Here is a 4,875-nt window from a genome sequence, read left to right as displayed (position 1 = left end):
CGACCGCAAGAAGATGGAGGAGGAAGCGGCCCACTTGGCGTCATTCCCGGCACTCAGCCCATATGGCATCATTGAGATAGGGTGCGACGGATCCGTGCGCTTCGTCAATCCAGCTGCGATGACCACGCTCGCACAACTCGGTCTGGACCCCGACGCCCGTCAGTTCCTGCCAGGGACACCAGAGGAACTCGTCCTGCTGCGGTCGCTGTGTGAGCAGACCCCTCAGACCCAGGAACTGCACCTTGGCAAGGCGACCTTTCTCAGAGTCGTAGCAGCGCCGCCCGGTGATGACTCCCTGCGCGTCTATGCCCTCGACATCACCGACCGCAAGAAGATGGAGGAGGCGCTGTGGAAGAGCGAGGAGGCAATCCGCGCGCTCAATGCGGACCTCGAGGAACGAGTACACCGCAGGACTGCCGAACTCGAAGCGGCCAACAAGGAGTTGGAGGCATTCAGCTACTCCGTCTCGCATGACCTGCGCTCCCCGCTGCGCAGTATCGACGGGTTCAGCCAGGCTTTCCTCGAGGACTTTGGGTCCGCCGTCCCAGAGGAGGGGCGCGAGGACCTGGAACGAGTCCGGCGCGCCACCCAGCGCATGGGACGCCTTATCGAAGACATGCTGTTGCTGTCACGGGTAACTCGCAGGGAGATGCATGTGCAGGAGACCGACATGAGTGCGCTGGCAACCGACGTGGCCGAGGAACTGGCGCGGGACGACCCGCAGCGAGACGTCCAGCTGAGCATCGAGCCGGGTATGGCCGCGACGGGGGACCCTCAGCTGCTGCGTATCGTGCTGGTCAACCTGCTGGGCAACGCCTGGAAGTTCACGTCCAAGCACGAGCAGGCACACGTCAGCGTGGGGACTGTGCGTGACCCGGAGCACGGCCCCGCGTTCTTTGTGCGCGATGACGGAGCCGGATTCGACGCCAAGTACAAGGAAAAGTTGTTTGTGGCCTTTCAGCGTCTACACGCACAGGAAGAATTCCCTGGAACCGGCATCGGGCTGGCGACGATTCAGCGGGCAGTCCGCCGCCACGGCGGCGACGTCTGGGCGGAGGGCGAGGTCGACCGGGGAGCGACGTTCTATTTTACGATTCCAGATCTGCATGTATCATATTCTGCAAGGGGGGAACAACCATGAGTGGCAAGAGCATCCTGCTAGTCGAGGACAATCCAGACGATGTCGCCCTTACGTTGCGGGCGCTCAAGAAGAACAATATCGCCAACGAAGTCATCGTCGCGCGCGACGGGGAGGAGGCCCTGGAGTACCTGACAGCGACTGGCAAGTACGCGGGGCGTCCTGCCGCCGACCTGCCCCAGATCGTCCTGCTGGACCTGAAGCTGCCGAAGGTGGGAGGGCTCGAGGTCCTGCGCGCTATGCGGGCGGACCCGCATACGCGGCTGCTGCCCGTGGTGGTCCTGACCTCATCTTCCGAGGAGGGAGACGTTATCGCCAGCTACGACTTGGGAGCCAACAGCTACATCCGCAAGCCCGTGGACTTCAACCAGTTCCAGGAAGCCGTACGGCAACTCGGCCTGTACTGGCTGGTGCTGAACCAGACAGCGCCGGTCAATCACTGACACTACGCCCACGCCATCCGATGAAACCCTCCCTGCGCATCATCATCATCGAAGACAGCCCCGACGATGCTCTGCTGATTGTCCGCGAAGTGGAGCATGCCGGCTACGTTGTCCAAGCGCAGCGTGTCCAGACAGCCGAAGAGCTGCGGGACGCACTGGCGCAGGGAACCTGGGATTTGGTACTGGCCGACTACAGCCTGCCGCACTTCTCGGCCACTGAGGGGCTGGCCATCCTGAAGGAGACCGGGCTGGACGTGCCGTTCATCATCGTATCGGGCAAAATCGGCGAGGAGATGGCAGTCCAGTTGATGAAGGATGGCGCCACGGATTATGTGATGAAGGACCGCCTGTCGCGGCTTGGTCCCGCCGTCCAGCGCGAGCTGCGCGAGGCAGACGAGCGTCGCCGCAAGCGCGATGCCGAGCAGGCACTGGCAGAAAGCGAGAAACGCTACCGCCTCCTGGTCGAAAGCCAGACCGACCTCATCGTCAGGACCGACCCGGAAGAACAGCTCCTCTACGCCAGTCCCACGTACTGCGCGCTGTTTGGCAAGACGCCACAGGAACTGATGAACTCAAGCTACCAGCCACTGGTACATCCCGACGACCTCCCGTCCGTCGAGCACACCGTCGTCGACTTGTTTCATCCGCCCCCCTCCTACCACTATGAGGAACGCGCGATGACCGTGGGCGGCTGGCGATGGATCGAATGGACCGCACACGCCGAACTGGACACTCAGGGCACGGTCGTCGCCATCGTTGGCTCCGGCCGCGACATCACCGACCGCAAGCAGATGGAGGAGAAGTTGCGCATGTCGGAGGCTGACCTGCAACAGGCGCAGGCTGTGGCGCACGTCGGCAGCTGGCGCTGGGACATAGCCCATGACGAGTTCGTCTGGTCGGATGAGATGTGCCGCATCTTCGGGGTTGCTCCGCATGCGTTCACCGGGTCCGTGCAGGACGTCATCGCGCGTGCCATCCACCCTGACGACCGAGCCCGCATCGAGGAGTCGAACAGGGCCATTATCAAGGATCACAATCCGCAGCCCCTCGAGTATCGCATCGTGTGGCCCGACGGCTCCGTTCATACTGTCTGGGTAAAACCCGGGGAAATGACCCTGGACGACAAGGGCCACGTCTCCTCCTTGACAGGCGTTGTCCTCGACATCACCGACCGGAAGCGGGCCGAGGCAGAGAGGGGGACCATGCAGGCGCAGCTGCTGCAGTCCCAGAAGATGGAGGCCATCGGCCAGTTGGCAGGTGGCGTCGCCCACGATTTCAACAACATGCTGACCGGCATCCTGGGCAACATCGCCCTCATGCGCAGCACCCTGCCCCCTGCAGACCCGTTGCTTGAAAACCTGAACGCAGCCGAGACCTCCGCCCGTCAGGCGGCTGACCTGACCAAGGGTCTGCTCGCCTTCAGTCGCAGGGCCGTGGTCCTGCCGGTCCCCATCAATCTCACGGCCGCCCTCGATGCGACCCTGGCACTACTGAAGCAGTCCCTGCCTGCCACCATGAATATCGTCCGTGACTACGAGCAGACGGCATGGAATGTCCTGCTGGACCAGTCACAGATGACGCAGATCATGCTCAACCTTGCAGTGAACGCACGTGATGCCATGAAGGGCAAGGGGACACTGACCATCCGTGCCAGGAACGTCACCGTCGACACGAGTTATGTCCACGAACACTCCTATGCACGCACAGGTGAGTTCGTCCACCTGAGCGTCACAGACACGGGGCCTGGGATGTCTTCGGAGATCATGCAGCATCTCTTCGAGCCCTTCTACACGACCAAACCGGTGGGGTCCGGTACGGGGCTGGGGCTCTCCATCGTCTACGGTGCCGTCAAGCAGGCCGGCGGATGGATCACCGCAGGATCCACGGAAGGTGTCGGGAAAAACACCCCTCGGATTGAAAGAACATCCTCGGGGGAACCCACCCCTCACATTGGACAAACATGTTCGGGAGCGACCTTCGATATCTACCTGCCGCGCTGCCTGGAAGAATCCACCCAATCCTTCACTCCCAGTCCCCCCTCTGTGGACGTACGTGGGGGAACGGTCCTGGTGGTCGAAGATGAGCCAATCGTGCGCGGGGTCGCACAAGCTCTTCTGAGCAGGAGCGGATATACGGTCCTGACAGCACCGGACGGAGCATCGGCCCTCAACGTCCTGCGGGAGAACCCGGTAGGCATTGGGCTCATCCTGCTGGACATGACCATGCCGGGCATGACTAACGGCGAAGTCGTGCAGGCCATCCGGGCCCTGGACCCCACGGTCCCCATCCTGCTGAATTCCGGGTACACCTCCAACGGCACCGTCAAGAAGATGCTTGAGGAGGACAGCGTCCAGGGGTTCCTGGGCAAGCCGTACGACCTGGACCAGCTGCTGAACACCGTCGACCAGCTGATGAAGCGGACCTGAGCAGGATGCCTGCGAACTTACCACTCAGGGTCGGAATGAGCAGCTGACCCCAAAGGAGCTACTTGCTGGGGATTGCGGCCTGCTTGTGGATGGTGTGAAACCAGGTCTGGTCGTTGCGCGTGAAGAGGGCGATGAAGTCGAGCGGAACCCATGTCAGCCCGTACACCGCGAACATGAAGACACCCCACCAGTACTTTGGTTTGACCTTCTCGAGCAGCAGGGCAGCGACGAGCATCGGAGGGGCAAACCACTCGAGTGTAAACAGCGCGACCCAGACCCAGGGGAGCACGATGCCGGCCGACGCCCACGCGGGTACCGCCATATGCCCAAAGTGAATGACGATGTTGGCGAGCATCAGGAGATAGGAGAAGACCATCCAGATCGGCTGCGAAATGTAGACCAGGATGTCGAGTGCCGCTATGTCGAATCGGGTAAAGAAGCGCTTCCACAGAGGCCCGCTGTAGCGGAAGCCCAGTTGGAAATGGCCCCGCATCCAGCGCATGCGCTGATTCCATGAGGCTCGCATAGTGAGGGGTTTCTCGTCGTAGACGTGCGCGTCCCACGCCCAGGTCGGGCGAACACCCTGCAGGACGCACTTGATAGTGAATTCCAGATCCTCGGTGATGGAATGGGGGTTCCAGCCGATCTCGTCGACGAGCGACATAGCCATACAGGAACCCGTTCCACCCAGCATGGCAGCAAGGCCGATGTTACTGCGGGCAAGGTCCCAGAAACGGTTGGTATACCAGTATCCGATGGCATACGACAGCGAGATCCAGGTGTCTCCCGGGTTTTTCATATCGAGATACCCCTGGATGGCGCGATGGCCGGTCTGCGCGTAGCGGTCGACCTCGCGCAGGAAGTTGGC

The 4,875-nt window shown here is 61.9% G+C and carries 4 protein-coding genes; 3 read left to right on the top strand and 1 reads right to left on the bottom strand.

Annotated elements, in window-relative coordinates:
- The 3 genes from SMC5_RS01235 to SMC5_RS01225 all read left to right on the top strand — a co-directional run.
- On the top strand, nt 1-1,141 hold a 1,141-nt coding region (locus SMC5_RS01235), incomplete at its 5' end, for a sensor histidine kinase (protein WP_207798946.1).
- Nucleotides 1,138-1,581 (top strand): response regulator, encoded by a 444-nt coding sequence (locus SMC5_RS01230; RefSeq protein WP_119119266.1) that lies wholly within the window; start codon nt 1,138-1,140, stop codon nt 1,579-1,581. The genes SMC5_RS01235 and SMC5_RS01230, both read left to right, overlap by 4 nt.
- Nucleotides 1,582-1,601: 20 nt before the next feature.
- Nucleotides 1,602-4,007 (top strand): hybrid sensor histidine kinase/response regulator, encoded by a 2,406-nt coding sequence (locus SMC5_RS01225; RefSeq protein ID WP_119119265.1) that lies wholly within the window; start codon nt 1,602-1,604, stop codon nt 4,005-4,007.
- Nucleotides 4,008-4,065: 58 nt separating this feature from the next.
- Here the strand turns inward: SMC5_RS01225 and SMC5_RS01220 are convergent.
- Nucleotides 4,066-4,875: glycosyltransferase family 2 protein (locus SMC5_RS01220; protein ID WP_165848913.1), on the bottom strand; the 810-nt coding region annotated here is incomplete at its 5' end.

The organism is Candidatus Cryosericum odellii, assembly GCF_003570935.1.
Taxonomy (GTDB): Bacteria; Caldisericota; Caldisericia; order Cryosericales; family Cryosericaceae; genus Cryosericum; species Cryosericum odellii.
The sequence above is the reverse complement of the archived record's forward strand: the minus strand, read 5'-3'. Positions and strand labels throughout refer to the sequence as shown.

Excerpts from the sequence above, each read along its gene's own strand:
- SMC5_RS01225 (WP_119119265.1), top strand. The coding sequence starts at position 1,602 with ATGAAACCCTCCCTGCGCATCATCATCATCGAAGACAGCCCCGACGAT.
- SMC5_RS01230 (WP_119119266.1), top strand. The coding sequence starts at position 1,138 with ATGAGTGGCAAGAGCATCCTGCTAGTCGAGGACAATCCAGACGATGTC.